The organism is Pleomorphomonas sp. NRK KF1, assembly GCF_023721755.1.
Classification (GTDB): Bacteria; Pseudomonadota; Alphaproteobacteria; order Rhizobiales; family Pleomorphomonadaceae; genus Pleomorphomonas.
In genome coordinates, this window is sequence record NZ_JAMDLH010000002.1 from 50994 (window position 1) to 70236 (window position 19243).

Annotated in this window: 20 protein-coding genes; 12 read left to right on the forward strand and 8 right to left on the reverse strand. The window is 64.8% G+C overall.

What is annotated here, in order from left to right; translation table 11 throughout:
- Positions 1 to 141: 141 nt before the first annotated feature.
- The 3 genes from M4J39_RS05660 (at position 142) to M4J39_RS05670 (ending at position 2644) form a co-directional block, all read left to right on the forward strand.
- Entirely contained in the window at positions 142 to 1269 is a 1128-nt protein-coding gene (locus M4J39_RS05660) for a PA0069 family radical SAM protein (RefSeq protein ID WP_251726856.1), read from the forward strand.
- 71 nt (positions 1270 to 1340) lie between these two features.
- The gene (locus M4J39_RS05665) at positions 1341 to 1775 is read left to right on the forward strand and encodes a metallopeptidase family protein (RefSeq protein ID WP_251726857.1); all 435 of its coding nucleotides are present in this window, start codon (positions 1341 to 1343) and stop codon (positions 1773 to 1775) included.
- Entirely contained in the window at positions 1772 to 2644 is an 873-nt protein-coding gene (locus M4J39_RS05670) for an MBL fold metallo-hydrolase (protein WP_251726858.1), read from the forward strand. The genes M4J39_RS05665 and M4J39_RS05670 overlap by 4 nt, the downstream gene beginning before the upstream one ends.
- 27 nt (positions 2645 to 2671) lie before the next feature.
- On the opposite strand, the gene M4J39_RS05675 is transcribed toward M4J39_RS05670, so the two are convergent.
- Positions 2672 to 3514: an SDR family oxidoreductase gene (locus tag M4J39_RS05675; RefSeq protein ID WP_251726859.1), complete on the reverse strand. Its 843-nt coding sequence runs from the start codon at positions 3512 to 3514 to the stop codon at positions 2672 to 2674.
- Between the two features lie 127 nt (positions 3515 to 3641).
- On the opposite strand from M4J39_RS05675, the gene M4J39_RS05680 reads away from it, so the two are divergent.
- Positions 3642 to 4010, forward strand: a complete 369-nt coding sequence (locus tag M4J39_RS05680; RefSeq protein ID WP_251726860.1) for a helix-turn-helix domain-containing protein — start codon at positions 3642 to 3644, stop codon at positions 4008 to 4010.
- A gap of 92 nt (positions 4011 to 4102) precedes the next feature.
- On the forward strand, positions 4103 to 5146 hold the full coding sequence (locus M4J39_RS05685) for a zinc-dependent alcohol dehydrogenase family protein (protein WP_251726861.1): 1044 nt from the start codon (positions 4103 to 4105) through the stop codon (positions 5144 to 5146).
- Positions 5147 to 5149: 3 nt separating this feature from the next.
- On the opposite strand, the gene M4J39_RS05690 is transcribed toward M4J39_RS05685, so the two are convergent.
- On the reverse strand, positions 5150 to 5656 hold the full coding sequence (locus M4J39_RS05690) for a GNAT family N-acetyltransferase (protein WP_251726862.1): 507 nt from the start codon (positions 5654 to 5656) through the stop codon (positions 5150 to 5152).
- Positions 5657 to 5816: 160 nt separating this feature from the next.
- Positions 5817 to 6344 carry a single-stranded DNA-binding protein gene (locus M4J39_RS05695; protein ID WP_251726863.1) on the reverse strand — a complete coding sequence of 176 codons (528 nt, stop codon included), beginning with the start codon at positions 6342 to 6344 and terminating at the stop codon, positions 5817 to 5819.
- A gap of 427 nt (positions 6345 to 6771) precedes the next feature.
- Between M4J39_RS05695 and uvrA the strand changes: the two genes are divergently transcribed.
- The 5 genes from uvrA (at position 6772) to M4J39_RS05720 (ending at position 12330) form a co-directional block, all read left to right on the forward strand.
- Positions 6772 to 9684: an excinuclease ABC subunit UvrA gene (gene uvrA / locus M4J39_RS05700; protein WP_251726864.1), complete on the forward strand. Its 2913-nt coding sequence runs from the start codon at positions 6772 to 6774 to the stop codon at positions 9682 to 9684.
- A gap of 290 nt (positions 9685 to 9974) precedes the next feature.
- Positions 9975 to 10796 (forward strand): dihydropteroate synthase, encoded by an 822-nt coding sequence (folP, locus tag M4J39_RS05705; protein WP_251726865.1) that lies wholly within the window; start codon positions 9975 to 9977, stop codon positions 10794 to 10796.
- A complete protein-coding gene (folB, locus tag M4J39_RS05710; protein WP_251726866.1) occupies positions 10793 to 11164 on the forward strand; it encodes a dihydroneopterin aldolase in 372 nt (123 codons plus the stop codon). Before folP ends, folB begins: the two co-directional genes overlap by 4 nt.
- Positions 11157 to 11627 carry a 2-amino-4-hydroxy-6-hydroxymethyldihydropteridine diphosphokinase gene (gene folK, locus M4J39_RS05715; RefSeq protein WP_251726867.1) on the forward strand — a complete coding sequence of 157 codons (471 nt, stop codon included), beginning with the start codon at positions 11157 to 11159 and terminating at the stop codon, positions 11625 to 11627. The genes folB and folK overlap by 8 nt, the downstream gene beginning before the upstream one ends.
- Positions 11628 to 11643: 16 nt before the next feature.
- Positions 11644 to 12330, forward strand: a complete 687-nt coding sequence (locus tag M4J39_RS05720; protein ID WP_251726868.1) for a (5-formylfuran-3-yl)methyl phosphate synthase — start codon at positions 11644 to 11646, stop codon at positions 12328 to 12330.
- A gap of 26 nt (positions 12331 to 12356) precedes the next feature.
- Here the strand turns inward: M4J39_RS05720 and M4J39_RS05725 are convergent, their stop codons facing one another.
- The 3 genes from M4J39_RS05725 to M4J39_RS05735 form a co-directional block, all read right to left on the reverse strand.
- The gene (locus M4J39_RS05725) at positions 12357 to 13103 is read right to left on the reverse strand and encodes a metallophosphoesterase (RefSeq protein WP_251726869.1); all 747 of its coding nucleotides are present in this window, start codon (positions 13101 to 13103) and stop codon (positions 12357 to 12359) included.
- Positions 13104 to 13258: 155 nt separating this feature from the next.
- On the reverse strand, positions 13259 to 16018 hold the full coding sequence (locus M4J39_RS05730; protein ID WP_251726870.1) for a valine--tRNA ligase: 2760 nt from the start codon (positions 16016 to 16018) through the stop codon (positions 13259 to 13261).
- A gap of 88 nt (positions 16019 to 16106) precedes the next feature.
- Positions 16107 to 16316: a hypothetical protein gene (locus M4J39_RS05735; RefSeq protein WP_251726871.1), complete on the reverse strand. Its 210-nt coding sequence runs from the start codon at positions 16314 to 16316 to the stop codon at positions 16107 to 16109.
- A gap of 123 nt (positions 16317 to 16439) precedes the next feature.
- On the opposite strand from M4J39_RS05735, the gene M4J39_RS05740 reads away from it, so the two are divergent.
- Together M4J39_RS05740 and M4J39_RS05745 are read left to right on the forward strand one after the other, a co-directional pair.
- On the forward strand, positions 16440 to 17336 hold the full coding sequence (locus M4J39_RS05740; RefSeq protein ID WP_251726872.1) for a LysR substrate-binding domain-containing protein: 897 nt from the start codon (positions 16440 to 16442) through the stop codon (positions 17334 to 17336).
- 98 nt (positions 17337 to 17434) lie between these two features.
- Positions 17435 to 18106: a hypothetical protein gene (locus M4J39_RS05745; protein WP_251726873.1), complete on the forward strand. Its 672-nt coding sequence runs from the start codon at positions 17435 to 17437 to the stop codon at positions 18104 to 18106.
- A gap of 19 nt (positions 18107 to 18125) precedes the next feature.
- Here the strand turns inward: M4J39_RS05745 and M4J39_RS05750 are convergent, their stop codons facing one another.
- On the reverse strand, positions 18126 to 18458 hold the full coding sequence (locus tag M4J39_RS05750; protein WP_251726874.1) for a YnfA family protein: 333 nt from the start codon (positions 18456 to 18458) through the stop codon (positions 18126 to 18128).
- 4 nt (positions 18459 to 18462) lie between these two features.
- Positions 18463 to 19143 (reverse strand): PopZ family protein, encoded by a 681-nt coding sequence (locus M4J39_RS05755; protein ID WP_251726875.1) that lies wholly within the window; start codon positions 19141 to 19143, stop codon positions 18463 to 18465.
- Positions 19144 to 19243: the final 100 nt, after the last annotated feature.

Consider the following 19243-nt stretch of genomic DNA (forward strand, 5'->3'; position numbering starts at 1 on the left):
CGAGCAATCCGCCAGCCTCAGGTCGGCTTGCGCTGCCCATCCGAGCGACAAACGGCTCTCAGCGGACTTTCCAACACTCATCGCACGTGGATATCGAGATAATGTTCTTGACCTGTTCTCACACTGGAATAAGATCAAATCATGAACATCGCATGTCATCACCTCATCGAGCCCATCCCGGCGCCGGAGATCGCCGACACGGCGGTTGCCGCCGGACGCCGGCGCGGCCGGGGTGCGGGTATCAATCCATCCGGTCGGTTCGAGGCTTATGCCCGCACCGGCTTTGACGACGGTTGGGGCGACAGCGAAGAGTTGCCGCCATTCAAGACGACGGTTCAGATCGAGCCGGCGCGATCGGTCATCACGCGCAACGAGAGCCCGGATATCGCCTTCGAGCGCTCGCTCAACCCTTATCGCGGCTGCGAGCATGGCTGCGTCTACTGCTACGCCAGGCCGAACCACGCCTATCTCGGCCTGTCGCCGGGGCTGGACTTCGAAACCCAGCTCTACGCCAAGACCAACGCCGCGGAGGTGTTGGAGCGTCAACTCGGCGCTCCGTCCTACCAGCCGAAGGTAATCGCCATCGGCACGGCCACCGATGCCTACCAGCCGATCGAGAAAGAACAGCGGATCACGCGGCGCGTGCTGGAGGTCTTGGCGAAGACCCAGCATCCGGCGCTGATCATCACCAAGTCGGCGCTTGTCCTGCGCGACATCGACATTCTCCAGCCGATGGCCGCCCAGGGGCTCGTCAAGGTGGCGATCTCGATCACCACGCTCGACCGCCGCCTGGCGCGCGCCATGGAGCCGCGCGCTTCAAGCCCGCAGCGGCGCCTGGAAGCCATCCAGAAGCTTACCGACGCCGGCATTCCGGTCGGTGTGATGATGGCGCCGATCATTCCGGCGGTCACCGACAGCGAGATCGAGCGCATTCTGGAGGCAGCCCATACCTTTGGCGCCCGCGAGGCTGGTTATGTTCTGCTTCGTCTGCCGTTGGAGGTTTCGGAAATCTTTCGCGAGTTTCTACTGCGCGAACTGCCGGGTCGCTATCGGCACGTCATGAACGTCCTGAAGTCGATGCGAGGCGGCAAGGACTATGACGCCGAATGGGGCAAGCGCATGCGCGGTACCGGCCCCTATGCCTGGCAGATCGGCCGCAGGTTCGAGCTGACCGCCAAGCGCCTCGGGCTCAACAAGCATCGGGTGAAGCTTGACACGGAGAAGTTCCTGAAGCCCGGCAACGGTGGCGTCCAGCTCAGCCTGTTCTGAAAGAGCGCCTCTCCCCTTGACGCCCTCCTCTGCCGCCGACACTTCTGGGGGAACGGAAGGCAAGGGAGAGGATGATGAAACTCTTCGGCAGCAGCGCCAAGTTCGACTGGAAAGATCTGAAGGCGCCCGAGCTCGACGACTTCGAGACGATGGCGGCCGAGGCCTATGCCGCGCTGCCGGCTGATTTCCGGGCAATGACCGGCGAGATCGAGATTCGCGTCGCCGACTTTCCTGACGAGGAGGTCGTCAAGGACATGGAGCTCGAAAGCGATTTCGACATCCTCGGCCTGTTCCATGGTACCGGCCTTGCGCATGACGCGGCCATTCCGGAAACCGGCCGTCTGCCCAACCGTGTCTGGCTCTATCGCCGCCCGATCCTCGACTATTGGGCCGAGCACGAGGAGACCCTGGGCGACATCGTCTCCCATGTTCTCGTCCACGAAATCGGTCACCATTTCGGCCTCAGCGACGACGACATGTACGGCATCGAGGACAACGAGCCGTGACCGACACGAGCACCTTGCGCATTCTGGAGCCGGCACGGGGTGTGTTCGCCTATTATGATGGGCGCGTGCCGGGCGCCCGGCTGCACTCGCCCACGGAGAACTGGCTCGACGACGGCGCCTACAGTCTCGGCATCGCGTCCTACGCCATCGTCGAGGGCAGCGAAGCGATCGTCTTCGACAGCCATATCTCGCTCGATCACGCCCGCGCCGTCAGGCAGCATCTCGAAGGGCTCGGCGTCACCCGGTTCAAGCTGGTGCTCAGTCACTGGCACGACGATCATGTCGCCGGCAACGCCGTCTTTTCAGATGGACCGATCATCGCCCATCGTCTGACAAGAGACGCGCTTGCCGCCAACCGAGCCAAGCTGGAGAGCGGCAATCCGCCCATCCGACCGCTGGTCATGCCGACCGATGGTTTCGACGACGAGATGGAGCTGACGGCCGGGCGCCGCATCGTCCGAGCCTTGCACTTCGACATCCACAGTGCCGACGGCGTCGTGTTGCACGTGCCCGACGCCGGCCTTCTTCTTGCCGGCGACGTGGTCGAGGACACGGTCACCTACATTTCGGAAGCCGATCGCACGCCAACGCATGTTTCAGAGCTGGGCCGCCTCGCCACACTGTCCTTCTCAAGCATCCTGCCAGCGCACGGCGATCCCGAGCGGATCGAGGCGGGTGGATATGACAGCGGCCTCATCGCCGCCAACCGCAGCTATCTGATGAGGCTTCTCGCCGGCGAAGGACGCGACGGCGCACCGCTTTCCAGCTTTGTCGCCGAGGATTTGGCGGCCGGTCGCATCGGCTATTTCGAGCCGTATGAGGCGGTACATCAGGCCAATCTCAAGGCGCTCGCAGCGGTCGAACTGTGAGACCCCACCGCCGCGAGCGTCAGTGCCTCACCCCTTGAGGGTCGCCGCGTTTTCCTTCACCCAGTCAGCCACCCGACGCGCCGGGTGTCCGGTCAGCGTTTGCACGTCGTCGGTCACGACCGCCGTCCAGCCTTCGCGCACCGGATAGAAGATCGACGCGAGGAAGCGGGCATAGACCTCGGGAACCCCGGCGCCCACGAGGGTGCCGACGAAGGTGTCGTCGTCGACCGCCTGATAGGCGACCGGCTTGCCGATGGCCTCGGAAATCAAGGCGGCGGCCTCGGCGTAACCGAGCGCCTCCGGCCCTGTGAGGTTGAACGCCTTGCCGTCGAAGCGGTCGGTCGTCAGGGCGGAGGCGGCGCTGTCGGCGATGTCGCGCGCGTCGATGAAGCTGGACTTGCCGTCGGCGGCCGGAACCGCGATGACGCCCGCCGCGTCGATGCCGGGCTTCCAATAGTTGATGAAGTTGTCAGTGAACCAGTTGGGGCGCAGCACGACCCAACGGACGCCGGACGTCTCAAGGGCAATTTCTACCTGACGGTAGGGAATGGAATCGTCGGCATCGACGCCGAAGACCGACTGCAGCACCACCTTGACCCCACGCGTCACCGCCGCCTCGATGATCGGCAGAAGCAGCGCCTTCGCCTCCGTGTAGCCACCCGGCAGCATGACGAAGGCGCGATCGACATCTTCGAAGGCGGCAGGGAAAGTCATCGGGTCGGCCACGTCGAAGGCAACGCCCTCGGCCCCTTCTACCGGCTTGCCGGTGCGCGATGCCGCCTTGACGGCCTCGCCCCGAGCCAGGAGAGCCTTCACGAGCGGCCGCCCAACATTGCCGGTGGCGCCTATGACCAGAATCTTGCCTGCCATATCGAAACTCCTTAGTATCTACAGGAAACCATGTTTCGGAAACGAACGTAGTCAATTCTGGAAACTCAAGAAAGAAGGCAGTTTCCAGTGACCAGGTTTCCTTCGGGAAACCACCCGGAGAGACCAGATGAATCCCGCCTATGACGTCTTCGACGATCGCTGCCCCACTCGTATGGTACTCGATCGTTTGGCCGACAAATGGGCGCTCTTGGTGCTCGACCGGTTGCAGAGCGGTCCGGTGCGCTTCAATCATCTTCGACGCGAGATTCGCGGCCTTTCCCAGAAGGTGCTGTCCCAGACGCTGAAGCGCCTCGAACGTGATGGACTGGTAAAACGCACGGTCCATCCCACCGTTCCCATCCGCGTCGATTATGCGCTGACACCGCTCGGCCGGACGCTGACGGAGACGGTCGCCGCTTTTGCCCATTGGGCCGAGCGCAACATGGACGCGGTCCTCGCCGCCCAGACCGCCTATGACGCGGCTTCGGCTGGCTGACGCGGAACAGGCATCGGCAATCTCACGCTTCTTGGAGCGCATCGTCCGTGCTATCGCCGGGGCGGTCGGCCAGTTGCCGTCGGAGAATCAGAATGCGCGCCATATTTTACGAGCTGTTCGGCCAGCGGCCGGAGATCCGCACCCTGCCCGACCCGACGCCGGAGCCGCACGGACTGGTGCTGAAGGTGGAAGCCTCAGGCATCTGCCGTTCCGACTGGCACGGCTGGATGGGTCACGATCCCGACATCGCGCTACCACACGTACCCGGACACGAGTTCGCCGGCCGAGTCGTCGCCGTCGGTCGTGACGTCCGCCGCTTCCGTGTGGGCGATCGCGTCACTATGCCCTTCGTCGCCGGCTGCGGTGGCTGTCCGGAGTGCAGCTCGGGCAACCAACAGGTCTGTCGCAACCAGACGCAGCCCGGGTTCACCCACTGGGGCTCTTTTGCCGAGTACGTCGGCGTGCATAACGCCGACGACAACGTGGTGGCCCTGCCCGACGGCATCGATTTCCCGACGGCCGCCAGCCTCGGCTGCCGCTTTGCCACCTCCTTCCGGGCGGTGGTCGACCAGGGTCGGGTGCGCGGCGGCGAGTGGGTGGCAGTGCACGGCTGTGGCGGCGTCGGCCTGTCGGCCATCATGATCGCAGCGGCGATGGGCGCCAACGTGATTGCCGTCGATATCGCCGACGACAAGTTGGAGTTTGCCAAGACGATCGGCGCCACGGCGGTCATCAACGGCAGAACGACGTCCGACGTTGCCGGCGCCATCCGCGACCTGACGGGCGGCGGCGCCCATCTTTCCATCGACGCCCTCGGTCATCGGGTCACCGCTCGCAACTCCATCCTCGGCCTCAAACGGCGCGGACGCCACGTGCAGGTGGGCCTGATGCTCGGCGACGATACCGAAGCGCCGATCCCCATGGCGCGGATCATCGGCTGGGAACTCGAGGTCTATGGCAGCCACGGCATGCAGGCCTGGCGCTATGACGACATGCTCGCGATGATCGCCTCGGGCAAGCTGGCGCCGCAGAAGCTGATCAACCGCCACGTCGGGCTCGACGAGGCGATCGATCTGCTTATCGGCATGGACCGGTCTCAGGAGACCGGCATCAATGTCATCACCGATTTTGGCTGACGTTTATTTGGCCGTGAAGAACGCCGGGTGGAAGACGATCGACTTCCAGACCGGTGGTTCTTCGAAGGCCAGCGCCTGCACGTAAGCGTCCGGCACGCCTTCACAGGAGAGACCAGGCCGCGCGGCAAAGCCGAAGCGGCCATAGTAGGCCGGATCACCGACCAGCCCGACTCCGGCCGCGCCCTGGTCCGACAACTGCGCGAGACCGGCCCGAACCAGCGCCGAGCCGACGCCGGTACGCTGCAGCGCCGGTGCAACCGACAGCGGCCCCAGGCCGAACCAGCGACCGGGCATATCCGTCTCGATCGGTGAGAAGCCGGCGTGTCCGACGATTTCATCGGCCGGATCGATGGCGACGAGCGACAGGACCAGCACACCGGCAGAGCGCAAGTCACGGACGATCGCCGCCTCGGTGCCGCTGGCGTGGGCGGCGGTCAGAAAGGCGGTGGTGGTCAGCTCGCCAATGGCAGCCTGATCAGCCGCCGTTTCACTACGGATGACAAAACTCATTTCTTCATTTCCGATTGCAGGACAAAGCGTCACGGCCGCCATCAGGGCAGCCGCGCGTCGACGATGCGTCGGAACGAGCCGAACCCGGACCACAAGGCCCGGATGCGGCTCAACCCGCAGTGTCCAATCGGAAAAGAAGACCTGAAATCATCCCGTTGCCTCAGAAGGGGATATCGTCGTCGAGGTCGGACGAGAAGTTGGAAGCCGGGGCGCCACCGCCCTGACCACGACCGCCGCTGCCCGAACGGGCGGGAGCGCGGTCCATCGGACCGGACGAGCCATAGTCCGAACCACCGTCGCCGCCAAAGTCGCCCTCGCTCCGGCCGCCGCCTTCGCCGCGGCTATCGAGAATGGTCAGTTCGCCACGGAAGCGCTGCAGCACCACTTCGGTGGTGTAGCGCTCCTGGCCGGACTGGTCGGTCCACTTGCGGGTCTGAAGCTGCCCCTCGACGTAGACCTTGGAGCCCTTTTTCAGATACTGCTCGGCGACCTTGGCCAGATTCTCATTGAAGATCACCACCGAGTGCCACTCGGTGCGCTCCTTGCGCTCGCCGCTCTGGCGGTCACGCCAGTTTTCCGAGGTTGCAATGCGCAGATTGACCACGGCATCGCCCGATCCCATCCGCCGCACCTCGGGATCGCGCCCGAGATTGCCGATCAGGATGACCTTGTTGACGCTGCCTGCCATGGCTTTCTTCCCTCAAACTCGCTACCTTCGGCCCGGCACACTGGCGCATCAGGCCGGCCGGACTATGCCAGCAACACGGCTGCACGTTAACCCCGGGACCACCCCCGCGATACCCCGCCCCAACCGCACCGCATCCTTTTCCACAGTGAGAAAAGGGCTAGCGTCCACTTCATGTTCCTGATACGTTCTAGACGTTCCATGAGGATGCTGCAACCGATTTCCGAGGCTTTCCGCGTTTCATCTTTGGATCCGGCGGCATGGCTGCCGCGCGTGCCGGAGCCTTGCAGGTTCCGCGACGATCCTGACAGGATGCGACAGCAGACCCGGACTAGCTTGGCGCGCCCTCGGGCCGCCCGGTTCATGATCTCAGGGCAAGACATTCCGCTTCCCGCCCTCCCCGGGATACGCGACAAGGACGACGACTGACATGCCGAACAAGCCGACCAGCATTTTCGATCAGGCCCGGCGCTCCCTCTCGGTGCGCGGCGCGCGCGAGCATAATCTCAAGAACATCGACGTCGACTTGCCGCGCGACAGCCTGATCGTCATGACCGGCCTCTCCGGTTCGGGCAAGTCGTCGCTCGCCTTCGACACCATCTACGCCGAGGGTCAGCGCCGCTATGTCGAGAGCCTCTCGGCTTATGCCCGCCAGTTCCTCGACATGATGCAGAAGCCGGACGTCGACCAGATCGACGGCCTGTCGCCGGCCATCTCCATCGAGCAGAAGACCACGTCGCGCAACCCGCGCTCGACCGTCGGCACCGTCACCGAGATCTACGACTACATGCGCCTCCTGTTCGCGCGTGTCGGCGTGCCCTATTCGCCGGCCACCGGCCTGCCGATCGAGAGCCAGACCATCAGCCAGATGGTCGACCGGACGCTTGAACTGCCGGAAGGCACCCGTCTCTACCTGCTGGCGCCGATGATCCGCGGCCGCAAGGGCGAGTATCGCAAGGAGTTCGCCGACCTCCAGAAGAAGGGCTTCCAGCGCGTCAAGGTGGACGGCAGCTTCTACCCGATCGAAGAGGTTCCCGCCCTCGACAAGAAGATCAAGCACGACATCGACATCGTCGTCGACCGCATCGTCGTCAAGGCGGATCTCGCCGCCCGCCTCGCCGACAGCTTCCAGACCGCGCTGGCGCTCGCCGACGGCATCGCCGTGCTGGAGCTTGCCAACATCGCCGAAGGCGAGAGCGAGCCACGCCGCATCACTTTTTCGGAGAAGTTCGCCTGCCCGGTCAGCGGCTTCACCATTCCCGAGATCGAGCCGCGCCTGTTCTCCTTCAACAACCCGTTCGGCGCCTGTCCCAAGTGCGACGGCCTTGGAACCGAGCTCAAGTTCGAAGCCGATCTGGTCGTGCCCGACGACAGCCTTTCTCTACGCGGCGGCTGCATCCTGCCGTGGGCCAAGACGGGCGCCTCCTCGCCCTATTACGCGCAGACCCTCGAGGCGATCTGCCGTCATTTCAAGGCGTCGATGACGACGCCGTGGAAGGACCTGCCGCAGAAAGTGCGCGAGGTCATTCTCACCGGTTCGGGCGGCGAGGAGATTTCTTTCACCTATGACGACGGCCTCAGGACCTACACCACCAAGAAGCCGTTCGAGGGCGTGGTGGGCAACATCGAGCGCCGCTGGAAGGAAACCGATTCCGAGATGGTGCGCGAGGAGCTGGGCCGGTTCCAGTCGGACCATCCTTGCGAGGCCTGCAGCGGCTACCGCCTGAAGCCGGAGGCGCTCGCCGTCAAGATCGCCGGTCTGCACATCGGCCAGGTTACGCAGATGTCGATCCGCGAGGCCGTCGTCTGGTTCTCCAGCCTGCCCGATCAGCTCACGGCCAAGCAGAACGAGATCGCCGTCCGCATCCTCAAGGAGATTCGCGAGCGCCTGCGCTTCCTCAATAACGTCGGCCTCGAATACCTGACCCTGTCGCGTTCGTCCGGCACGCTGTCGGGCGGCGAGAGCCAGCGCATCCGTCTCGCCAGCCAGATCGGTTCGGGACTCACCGGTGTACTCTATGTGCTCGACGAGCCGTCCATCGGCCTGCACCAGCGCGACAACGACAAGCTGATCGAGACGCTGAAGCACCTGCGTGACCTCGGCAACACCGTGATCGTCGTCGAGCATGACGAAGACGCCATCCTCGCCGCCGACTATGTGCTGGACGTCGGCCCCGGCGCCGGCATTCATGGCGGCAAGATCGTCTCCGAGGGGACGCCGGCCGAGATCATGGCCGACCCGGCCAGCCTCACCGGCCAGTACTTGTCCGGCGCGCTTGCCATTCCCCTGCCGGACAAGCGCCGCAAGCCGCAGAAGAACAAATATATCCGCGTCGTCGGCGCGCGCGCCAACAACCTCAAGGATGTGACCGCCGATATCCCGATCGGCCTGTTCACCTGCGTCACCGGCGTATCTGGCGGTGGCAAGTCGACGCTCTTGATCGACACGCTGTTCAAGGCGGCGGCACGTCGCCTCAACGGCGCCCGTGAACAAGCCGCGCCGCACGATCGCATCGAGGGGCTGGAGTTGCTCGACAAGGTGATCGATATCGATCAGTCGCCGATCGGCCGCACGCCGCGGTCCAACCCAGCCACCTATACCGGCGCCTTCACGCCAATCCGCGACTGGTTCGCCGGCCTGCCGGAAGCCAAGGCGCGCGGCTATGGTCCGGGCCGCTTCTCGTTCAACGTCAAGGGTGGCCGCTGCGAGGCCTGCCAGGGCGACGGCGTCCTCAAGATCGAGATGCACTTCCTGCCGGACGTCTACGTCACCTGCGACGTCTGCAAGGGTCATCGCTACAATCGCGAGACGCTGGAGGTTCTCTTCAAAGGCAAGTCGATCGCCGACGTGCTCGACATGACCGTCGAGGAGGCCTGCGACTTCTTCCAGGCCGTTCCGGCCATCCGCGACAAGATGACGGCCCTGCGCGACGTCGGTCTCGGCTACGTCAAGGTCGGTCAGCAGGCAACGACGCTGTCGGGCGGCGAGGCGCAGCGCGTCAAGCTCGCCAAGGAACTGTCACGCCGGGCCACCGGTCGCACGCTCTACATCCTCGACGAACCGACGACCGGCCTCCACTTCCACGACGTGGCCAAGCTGCTCGAGATGCTGCACGAGCTGGTCGAACAGGGCAACACGGTGGTGATCATCGAGCACAATCTCGAGGTCATCAAGACCGCCGACTGGCTGGTCGACCTCGGCCCCGAGGGGGGCGACGGCGGCGGGCGCATTGTCGCCGCCGGCACGCCGGAAGAGGTGATGAAGGTGGATGCGAGCTACACCGGCCGGTATCTTCGGGAGCTGCTGGACCGCCGTCCGCAACGGCGCAACGCGGCGGAATGATTGCGATCCTCCCGCTGGTCGGTCATCGACCGGCCAGCGGGATGTGCACCGTGGCAGACGGGCAAGGCTCTGCTAGAGATTCCGGATGCTGCGGCAACTCACTGATATTTCAGCCGTTTCCCTTACTTAAAGTATTGATTCACCTGCACCGTCTTCATGGTCTGATTCAGGATGATCTTCACAATCTGATTCAGGGTGAAGTGCTTCAGGCAGCGTAAATCAACAGCCGCTTGCCAGCGGCCAGCGCGCGGGCTACCTCAGAAGCCCGACATCAAGACGCGAGCATGCCCATGGTCCTTTCCATTCTGCCCGACCTCGGCAAGCGCACACTGGTGATGGGCATCCTCAACGTCACGCCCGACAGTTTCTCCGACGGCGGACGCTACGCCTCGGTGGAAACCGCCCTCGCCCATGCCCAGGCCATGATCGCCGAGGGCGCCGACATTCTCGACGTTGGCGGCGAGTCGACGCGGCCCGGCGCCACCGAGGTCGGCACCGAGGAAGAAATCGCCCGCGTGCTCCCGGTGATCGAGCGTCTCGCCGCAAGCGACGGCACTCCGCCGATCTCCATCGACACCTACAAGGCAAAGACGGCCGAGGCGGCGCTCCGCGCGGGGGCGGTCATCGTCAACGACGTCTGGGGCCTTCAGCGCGAGCCGGACATCGCGTTCGTCGCCGCGGCCCATGGCGCGGCCGTCATCATCATGCACAACCGGACCGACATCGATCCGTCGCTCGACATCATCGAGGACATGAAGACCTTCTTCGGGCACTCGCTCACCATCGCCCGCAAGGCCGCGGTTCCGGACGACCATGTGATCCTTGACCCCGGGGTCGGCTTCGGGAAGACGTTCGAGCAGAACCTTCAGGCCGTGGCCCGCGTCGGCGAGCTCAAGGCGCTCGGCTTTCCGGTTCTTATGGGGACGTCGCGCAAACGCATGATCGGGGCACTGATCGGTGCCGAGCGGCCGGTCACCGAGCGGCTGCATGGCACCGTCGCCTCGAATGTCGCGGCTATCCTTGCCGGCGCCGATATCGTCCGCGTCCACGACGTCGCTGCCCATCGCGATGCGGCGGCCGTCGCCGACGCCATCAGGAAGGAAGTGCGATGAGCGATCATATCCGCGTCCACCGGATTGCCGTCTTTGCCCGCCACGGCTTGCTGCCCGAGGAGGCGGTGATCGGGCAGCGCTTCTTCATCTCGCTCGACGCGTCGGTCGACACCCGCGCGGCCGGTGCCAGCGACGACCTTACCAAGTCCGTATCCTATGCCGAAATGGCCGACGTCGTGGTCGACATTGCCACGACACGTCGCTTCAATCTGCTAGAGGCTCTGGCCGAGGCGATCGCGACCGACATTCTCGCTGCCTTCCCGCTCGTCGAGGCGATCAGCGTCTTGATCGAGAAGCCTTCGGCGCCGGTGCCGCACGTGCTCGACACGGTGTCGGTGGAGATCACCCGGAGTCGTGCCGATGGCTAAGGCGGCGCTCAGCCTCGGCGGCAACATAGGCGACGTGCGCAAGACGATCGCGGAAGCGCTGCGCCTCCTCGAAGCGGCAGGCGTGAAGGTGATTGCCCGCTCGTCGGACTACCGCACGCGCCCCTGGGGCAAGACCGATCAGCCGGACTTCACCAACGTGTCGGCCGTCGTGGAAACGACACTCACCCCGCTTCTGTTGCTCGCCACCTGCCTTGATGTGGAACGGCAGCTCGGACGCGTACGTCACGAGCGCTGGGGACCGCGCCTCATCGACATTGACCTCATCGCCTATGACGACGTCCACATGGAAACTCCGGAGCTGACTTTGCCGCATCGGCACGCCCACGAGCGCGGCTTCGTGTTGATTCCTCTTGCCGAGATCGCCCCGGACCTCTTGATTGGGGACAGGACCGTCGCCGATCTGGCGGCCCGATTCGCGGATGACTCGATCCACAAGCTCTGAGGCACCGGAGACTCGCATGACCGCACTACAGGTAACCGTCGCAACGGCGGACGAGGCGCAGGCTGCGATCGCTGCCGGTGTGACGATTCTTTTCGCATCTGGCGAGGTTGCCGAGGCGGCTTCTCCGCTTTCCGCCCCTGAACTGCGCGCCATACTGGCCGTCGCCGGCGACAAAGCGGAGGTCACTGCGGCGGCGGGAGGACTGGAGGCCGAAGCTCTCGCCGACCTCGCCTCGACGGGCGTCACGGCGCTTGTCCTGCCGGTGCCGATGGGCGATGCGGGCGCCGCCCTGCTGTCGCATATCGGTCGTTCGCTGGCCGCCAGCGTCAAGCTGATCGCCGCCTTTCCACCCGAAGCCGGCCCGGACTTCGATCTCCTGCCGGTCGCCGCCATTGCCGGCTTTTCCGGGGTCTGGCTCACCGCCCCCGAAGCGAGCGATGGGCTGACCAAGGCCATCAAGCTGGCCGACATTGCCCGCTTCATCGCGGCAGCGCGCCGGTCGAAGCTGACGGTCGGCCTTTCTGGTGGGTTGCGTGTCGTCGATGTCGGAACGTTGCTGCCGCTTCGGCCGGATCACCTCGGCTTCCGCGCTGCCGTTTCGGAGGACGAAGACCCGGAGCAGCCGCTCGACCCGGCGCGCATCCGCGCAGTTGCCGCCGCATTCGCCATCCACTCGGTCCGCCCGGCGCCCGACGAGGCCTGAAGGCTCGTCGCCTGCGCTGGAATGGGTCAGGCGATCCAGCCGCTTTCGAGCGCCGACGCCCACTCCTCCCGTCCAGCCTCGCGCGCGAGGCGAACGACATTGGCGGTGTCGTAGGGTACGGCGTAGTGCACCACCGCCCAACCGCTGGCGCGCTTCTCGGCGACGGCGTAGCGGGCTTCCGGCGCCCCAACCTGCATGATGTGAACCGGCGCATCGTCGGTGTAGCCCTGCAATCCGACGCTGCCGGGATTGACCACGACGGCGCCCGACTTCAGGCGAACGATGCGCGGTATGTGCGTATGGCCGCAGAGCAGCAGGCTCGACGAGCCAATCGCTGCCGTTGCCCTGCGTGCGCGATCCTCCACCAGATCACGGTCGGCAAGCCGCATGCGACCGCCCTCGACCGTTTCGAGCCAGTATTCGACGTCCGAAGCCGGCGTGCCGTGCCAGGCAGTCACCGGGCCGACGGAGAGAGAGGACGGCAGCCCCTTCAGCCAAGCAATATGGGCGCCCGAGAGCTGATCATAGGCGTGGCCGTCCGACAGCCCCATTTCCGACCGGGGCGTCGTGACGAGCGCCCTGTCGTGGTTGCCGGCAATGCAGGAAATCGACGACGCCATCAGCATGTCGGCAGTGCGGCGCGCTTCCAACGGTCCCGAGAGATGGTCACCGAGGCAGAGCGTCGCATCCACCGAGCGGCCCGCGAGATCGTCGAGCACGGCCGTGAGCGCGTCGGCGTTGCCATGGATATCGGAGAGAACGGCAATCCGCATGAGAGGCTTCCCTGGGCTTTTCTTGGGATGAGCAAACTGTGGTCGAAGCGCTGACAGCTCACCGGGCGGCGCGATGCCCGCACGCATGAGCGCTCCGGAATCAGAAGAGCCTCGCGGCAAAACCGCGAGGCCCCGACTCAAAATCGCATCTCTACTCAGGCCAACCGTGCCAGCGCCTCGTGCACCTTGGCGAGCCGCTCCGCATACCCCTCGCGCTTGGCCTTCTCCTCCTCGACCACCTCTTCGGGGGCCTTGGCGACGAAAGCGGCGTTGCCGAGCTTCTTGTCGATGCGTTCGATCTCACCGATCAGCTTGCTCTCCTCCTTGCCGAGGCGGGCGCGCTCACCGTCGAGATCGACCACACCCGAAAGCGGCAGCGCAATGACGCCGTCGGCGGTGACGATCTGGGCCGACCGGCCTGGAGCGGTTTCGGCGGTGGATACCTCCGACACGCGGGCAAGGCGCAGGATGGCCGGCGTGTGGGTGTTGAGCCAGCCCCGGACCTTTTCGGACGCGCCGACCAGAACCAGCGGCAGCAGCGTCGCCGGCGCAACGTTCATCTCGGCGCGCACCGAGCGAATCTCGGTGATGACGTCGATCAGCCAGTTGATCTCGTCGGCGGCGTCCGTCGTCTCGCGGCTGCCCTCCGGCCATCTCGTCAGAACCAGAAGATTGTCGCGAGCCGGGCCGGTCTCGCCGGTCTTGGCCCAGAGCTCCTCGGTGATGAACGGCATGAAGGGATGCAGCACCTTCAGGATCTCGTCGATCACCCAGGCGCAGGTGGCGCGCGTTTCGTCCTTGGCCGCACCATCCTCACCGGTGAGGACCGGCTTGGTGAACTCGAGGTACCAGTCGCAGAAGGCGTTCCAGACGAAGCGGTAGATGGCGCCGGCCGCATCGTTGAAGCGATAGGCGTCGAGCGCTTCCGACACCTCGGCCTGCGTCTTGCGCACCTCAGTGACGATCCAGCGGTTGAGCGTCTCGGTCGCCTTGTCGGGATCGAAGCCGGCAACTCGAACGCAGCCATTCATCTCGGAGAAGCGAACGGCGTTCCAGAGCTTGGTCGCGAAGTTGCGATAGCCACCGACGCGGCTGGTGGCGAGCTTGATGTCGCGTCCCTGGGCGGCCATGGCGGCCAGCGTGAAGCGCAGGGCGTCGGCGCCGAACTCGTCGATCAAGTTGAGCGGATCGATGACGTTGCCCTTCGACTTCGACATCTTGGCGCCCTTCTCGTCGCGGACGAGGGCGTGGATGTAGACGTCCTTGAAGGGCTCGGTGCCCATGAAGTGCTTGCCCATCATCATCATCCGGGCGACCCAGAAGAAGATGATGTCGAAGCCTGTGATCAGCACATTCGTCGGATAGTAGCGGGCTAGCTCCGGCGTCTCGTCCGGCCAGCCGAGCGTCGAGAAGGGCCAGAGGGCCGACGAGAACCAGGTGTCGAGCACGTCCTCGTCGCGCTTCAGCTCGACCGCCTTGCCGTAGTGCGCCTTGGCCTCCTCGGCAGCGGCGGCCTCGCTCTCGGCGACGAACACCTTGCCGTCCGGTCCGTACCAGGCCGGGATCTGATGCCCCCACCAGAGCTGGCGCGAGATGCACCAGGGCTGGATGTTCTCCATCCAGTCGTAATAGGTCTTCTCCCAGTTCTTCGGGACGAAGTTGGTGCGGCCTTCCTTGACGGAGGCGAGCGCCGGCTCGGCCAGAACCTTGGCGTTGACGTACCACTGGTCGGTCAGGAAGGGCTCGATCGGCACGCCGCCGCGGTCGCCATGCGGCACCTGATGGGCGTGCGGCTCGATCTTGTCCAGGAGGCCGGCGGCCTCGAAGGCGGCGACCACCAGCTTGCGCGCCTCGAAGCGGTCTTTGCCGTGCAGGCTTTCGATGGTCTGGTCGAGCTCGGCGGACGGCGCTACGCCTTCGAGGAAGTCGGCGTTGTCCTTGAGGACCATCGCCGCCTCGACGTCGAGGACGCTGATCGGCTTGCAGCCCTGACGCTTGCCGACCTCGAAGTCGTTGAAGTCGTGCGCCGGGGTGATCTTCACCGCGCCGGTGCCCTTGGTCGGGTCGGAATACTCGTCGGCGACGATGGGGATCAGGCGGCCAACCAGCGGCAGCTTGACCTTCTTGCCGACGATCGCCTTGTAGCGCTCGTCGGTCGGATGAACGGCCACGGCCGTGTCGCCCAGCATGGTCTCGGGGCGGGTGGTGGCAACGACGATGTAGTCGCGCGTCTCGAACTCGGTCGGCTTGCCGGCCTCGTCGAAGGCGATCGGATGCTGGTAGGTGGCGCCCCCCTCCAGCGGATAGCGGAAATGCCAGAGATTGCCCTTGATTTCCGTCTGCACGACTTCAAGGTCGGAGATGGCGGTGAGCAGCTTGGGATCCCAGTTGACGAGGCGCTTGTCCTTGTAGATCAGCCCTTCGCGATAGAGCTGGACGAACACCTTCAGCACGGCCTTGGACAGGCCGGCGTCCATGGTGAACCGCTCGCGCGACCAGTCGCAAGAGGCGCCAAGGCGCTTCAACTGCCCGACGATGGTCCCACCCGACTCGGCTTTCCACTCCCAGACGCGCTTGACGAACTCCTCACGGCCGATCTGGCGGCGGTGGATCTGCTTCTCGCCCAGCTGGCGCTCAACCACCATCTGGGTGGCGATGCCGGCATGGTCGAGGCCCGGTTGCCAGAGCACGTCGAGACCGCGCATGCGCTGCAGACGCACCAGAATATCCTGCAGCGTGTTGTTGAGCGCGTGGCCCATGTGCAGCGAGCCGGTGACGTTCGGCGGCGGGATGACGATGGTGAAGGTGTCCTTGCCCGGCTGCTTGCCGGCGCCGGCGGCAAACGCCTTCGCATTGTCCCAGGCCTTGGCGATACGCGGTTCAACGTCCGCCGCTTCGAATGTCTTTTCCAGCATGATCCGACGTCTTTTTCCTGTCGTCTTTGGGTGAGCGACGGTTAGCCGCTACGCCCCCGAAAATCAACAAGAAGCGCCTTTTCAGCCGTCAAAAGCGGTCGAACCTGCCGTGGCGATCCGCTGCGCGTCGCATCCCCGCCTCGGTCATCCGGCCATCGATGAACCCGATATCCCTCAACATGTGATCATTGAACTCGTCGAGACGTTGACCACGCCACCATGCCAAGGGGGCGAGCATGTCGGCGAGCGCAGCCGACGCAGACAGGAAGCCGACGCGCCAACGGGCACGCCGGACCATGGAATGATCCACGCATGTCATGATCGTTACCCTTGATCCGTTAATGCCGTGAAGGCAATATCGGCCGGAAAGCCGAATGTTTCCAATTGAACATCCATCCATACCCATAAAGAGAACTTATCCATGAAACTCGGCCGGCAGATGCCGCTCAATGCGCTGAGGGTGTTCGAGGCGGTCGCACGCCTGATGAGCTTTACCCGCGCCGGCGAGGAGCTCGGCATGACGCAGACGGCGGTGAGCTACCAGGTGAAGCTGCTGGAAGGCGTGCTTGGCGAGCTTCTGTTCCGCCGGCTGCCGAGGCGGATCGAACTGACAGAAGCAGGCGAACGCCTGATGCCCAAGGTCAGCGAAGCCTTCGTCCTTCTGGAAGAAGCCATGGCGGCGGCACGAACGGCCGCGGACGAACAGCTCGTCATCAATACCACCGCCACATTCGCCACCCACTGGCTGGCGCGCCGCATCGGCAACTTCCAGCTCGGCGCCCCACACATCGCCGTGCGGCTCATCACCGACACGACGCCGATGGATTTCAGCCGCGACCCGGGAGATGTGGCGATCCGTTTCGGCAAGGGAAACTGGCCGGGCCTTGTCGCCCATCACGTCATGGACCTCGACTTCGCGCCGATGCTCAGCCCGTCTCTTCTCGACTGGGTCAAGCCGCTCGACGGCCCGCGCGACCTTCTCAAATGCAAGATCATCGATCCCGGCGATCCCTGGTGGCGGCTGTGGTTCGACGCCGCCGGCGTGCCCGATGCCGATCTCGAAGGACGGCAGCGCAATCTGTTCGGGTCCCAGGCCCTTGAGGCGAGTTCGGCCATCGCCGGCCATGGCGTCGCCATCCTGACGCCGGCTTTCTATCGCGAGGAACTGGCGAGCGGCCGGCTGATCATGCCCTTCGACCTCGTCTGCAGCGACGAGTCCGCCTATTGGCTGGTCTACCCCGAAAGCCGCCGAAGCCAGCCGAAGATCCGTGCGTTCCGAGACTGGATGCTGAGGGACATCGAAAGGAACCCGCCATAGGCAAGCACTTGTTAACCGTAATTTTGTGAGATTCCCGCGCCTGGTTTCGGCTTGAGGCACGTCTAAAGCTGCAGAGGGAGTTTTCCCGGAGGCAGCAGATGTCGTCCCTTTCCGCCCTGACCGGCAACACCAGCAACCTCGCCGCTCTTTTCGGCGCTTCGAACAGCAAGCAGGACGCCTCGGCAACCACGGCCTTTGCGCCACCGCCTCCGTCCGAAGGTCTGAATGGTGGTTCGACGTCCGGCACGACCTCGACGAGTGGCGCCTTTTCCGCCTTCGCCGGCGACATGCAATCAGCCATGTTGTCGCTTCAGGAGAGCATGGGCAACGCCGGGACGATGCCGCCGCCGCCGCCACCGGAGATGAGCACCGACACCGAAGCGGCAAGTTCCGAAACCACCTCTTCGACGAGCACCACCGAAACGACGGCTTCGACCGATGGCAGCACATCGGAAACGAGCGACTCGTCGTCCTCCGAAGCGTCGGGAGCCTCGGGCGCCAGCGAGAGCAAGGAGGTGGTCAGCACGACCTATCTCGACAATCCCGACGGCAGCACCACCATCACCGTGGCCTATTCGGACGGTTCCACAAGCGTGACGACAACCGGTGGGCAGGGACAATCGGCCTCGGCGCCCGATGCGTCGCGGCTCGACATGCCCTACAGCTTCGGCAATGGGAACAGCGGCAGCCTGTCGCAAGCGGTGAGCAACATCTACGCGAGCGTCGCCAATAATGCCGCCGCGACCTATTCGGCCGGGATCGCCGCCTGACGGATCGAACAACCGTCCGTCAGCCAACCGATGTGCGCGGCCCGAGGAGAATGATCGCAGCGCCGACAAGGCAGATCGCCGCGCCCGTCAGGTCCCAACGATCCGGTGCCTGCCGCTCCACCGCCCACAGCCAGAAGAGCGAGGCGGCTATGTAGACGCCGCCATAGGCAGCGTAAGCCCGGCCGGCAGCCGCGCTATCGACGCGTGTCAACACGAACGCGAACAAGATCAGCGACAGCACGCCGGGCAGTGTCCACAGAACAGTTCTGCCCAGGCGCAACCAAGCCCAGAAAGCAAAGCAACCGGCGATTTCGAAAAACGCTGCGAGGATCTGGAGAAGAACGGACCTCACGGCCTCAGCGGCCGCGCGAGACGCGCTCGATCTCGGCACGCACCAATCGTTCGACGATCACCGGAAGATTCTCGTCGAGCCATGCGCGCAGCATCGGCCGCAGCATTTCCTTGACGAGGTCGTCGAGGGTTCGCGCGTTGGCCGCGAGCACCGTGTGGCTCAGTTGTCCGAAGGCGGACTGCACGGAGGCGCTTGCGGCCGCGGAGACCAGGCGCTCTTCGGCTTCCTGATCCAGAAATGCACTGGCGCGCGGCGCCTCGGTCTTCGATGGTTCGGACCGGCGTGGCGGTTCCGGCTCCGCTTCGGCAAAGGCAACCTCGGCTTCGTCGTCCTTCAGGCCTTCCACCAGCTCCAGCGGCTCAGCCTCGTCGACCATGGCGACATCGGCGAGATCGAGCACTTCCGGCTCGTCGCCTTCATCGGCGTCGTCGACGTCCATCTCCGGCTCGTCCTCGTCGTCACCCGATTGGGCAAACAGCTTGTCAAGGTCTTCCTCGGAAATGTGCTCATCCTCGAGCGCCGGCTCGGCCATAGCTTCGACCTCCGGTTTCGGAGCGGCCGCCTTGGCCGGGGCCGGCTTGGATGCTTCGGCCTCCTTGCCGTCGGGTTCGTCGGCAATGATCCGCCTGATGGAAGCCAGGATCTCTTCCATTGAAGGTTCGGCGGACGCAGCTGCCTTGGCCATTGGTCTACTCCGAGTGGGTCGCCCCACCACCTGTTACACGATCGATCAATGCCTTCTTCCGCACAACACTTCTAGCGATCGACTTGCCTCCGCCCCCAAC

Bases quoted from the DNA above. Each gene is read 5' to 3' on its own strand.
- M4J39_RS05660 (WP_251726856.1), top strand. From the start codon at position 142: ATGAACATCGCATGTCATCACCTCATCGAGCCCATCCCGGCGCCGGAG.
- M4J39_RS05665 (WP_251726857.1), top strand. From the start codon at position 1,341: ATGATGAAACTCTTCGGCAGCAGCGCCAAGTTCGACTGGAAAGATCTG.
- M4J39_RS05675 (WP_251726859.1), bottom strand. From the start codon at position 3,514: ATGGCAGGCAAGATTCTGGTCATAGGCGCCACCGGCAATGTTGGGCGG.
- M4J39_RS05680 (WP_251726860.1), top strand. From the start codon at position 3,642: ATGAATCCCGCCTATGACGTCTTCGACGATCGCTGCCCCACTCGTATG.
- M4J39_RS05685 (WP_251726861.1), top strand. From the start codon at position 4,103: ATGCGCGCCATATTTTACGAGCTGTTCGGCCAGCGGCCGGAGATCCGC.
- M4J39_RS05690 (WP_251726862.1), bottom strand. From the start codon at position 5,656: ATGAGTTTTGTCATCCGTAGTGAAACGGCGGCTGATCAGGCTGCCATT.
- M4J39_RS05695 (WP_251726863.1), bottom strand. From the start codon at position 6,344: ATGGCAGGCAGCGTCAACAAGGTCATCCTGATCGGCAATCTCGGGCGC.
- uvrA (WP_251726864.1), top strand. From the start codon at position 6,772: ATGCCGAACAAGCCGACCAGCATTTTCGATCAGGCCCGGCGCTCCCTC.
- folP (WP_251726865.1), top strand. From the start codon at position 9,975: ATGGTCCTTTCCATTCTGCCCGACCTCGGCAAGCGCACACTGGTGATG.
- folB (WP_251726866.1), top strand. From the start codon at position 10,793: ATGAGCGATCATATCCGCGTCCACCGGATTGCCGTCTTTGCCCGCCAC.
- folK (WP_251726867.1), top strand. From the start codon at position 11,157: ATGGCTAAGGCGGCGCTCAGCCTCGGCGGCAACATAGGCGACGTGCGC.
- M4J39_RS05720 (WP_251726868.1), top strand. From the start codon at position 11,644: ATGACCGCACTACAGGTAACCGTCGCAACGGCGGACGAGGCGCAGGCT.
- M4J39_RS05725 (WP_251726869.1), bottom strand. From the start codon at position 13,103: ATGCGGATTGCCGTTCTCTCCGATATCCATGGCAACGCCGACGCGCTC.
- M4J39_RS05730 (WP_251726870.1), bottom strand. From the start codon at position 16,018: ATGCTGGAAAAGACATTCGAAGCGGCGGACGTTGAACCGCGTATCGCC.
- M4J39_RS05735 (WP_251726871.1), bottom strand. From the start codon at position 16,316: ATGGTCCGGCGTGCCCGTTGGCGCGTCGGCTTCCTGTCTGCGTCGGCT.
- M4J39_RS05740 (WP_251726872.1), top strand. From the start codon at position 16,440: ATGAAACTCGGCCGGCAGATGCCGCTCAATGCGCTGAGGGTGTTCGAG.
- M4J39_RS05745 (WP_251726873.1), top strand. From the start codon at position 17,435: ATGTCGTCCCTTTCCGCCCTGACCGGCAACACCAGCAACCTCGCCGCT.
- M4J39_RS05755 (WP_251726875.1), bottom strand. From the start codon at position 19,143: ATGGCCAAGGCAGCTGCGTCCGCCGAACCTTCAATGGAAGAGATCCTG.